A 238-nucleotide genomic window follows, 5' to 3' on the forward strand; every position below is an offset into this window, starting at 1 on the left:
GTCGACGTCTCGTCCAACGAGGTACCAACGACCACGCCGCAAGGCCATTCGCCAGGGGTCTACGGTACGGTGCTTTCCCCCTCGGTAACCGAAGCGGACCCTGGACCGGTCAATAGTGGCCCGCCACAGATCAGAGAACGATGGCGCGTCTGCGCCAGTGACGACCTGGGTCGCGATGCCGGCCTCCGTGTCGGGCTCAACTCCTGCGGCACGCAACTTCACCAGGGCAGACGTGGAG

1 protein-coding gene is annotated in these 238 nt (G+C 65.1%); it reads right to left on the minus strand.

What is annotated here, in order from left to right; translation table 11 throughout:
• Nucleotides 1-222, minus strand: a 222-nt coding sequence (locus MTCD1_RS23855) for a WYL domain-containing protein (protein WP_498067579.1), incomplete at its 3' end; no start/stop codon positions are given.
• Nucleotides 223-238: the final 16 nt, after the last annotated feature.

Origin of the sequence: Colwellia marinimaniae, assembly GCF_002207865.1 — a bacterium.
Lineage (GTDB): Bacteria > Pseudomonadota > Gammaproteobacteria > Enterobacterales > Alteromonadaceae > Colwellia > Colwellia marinimaniae.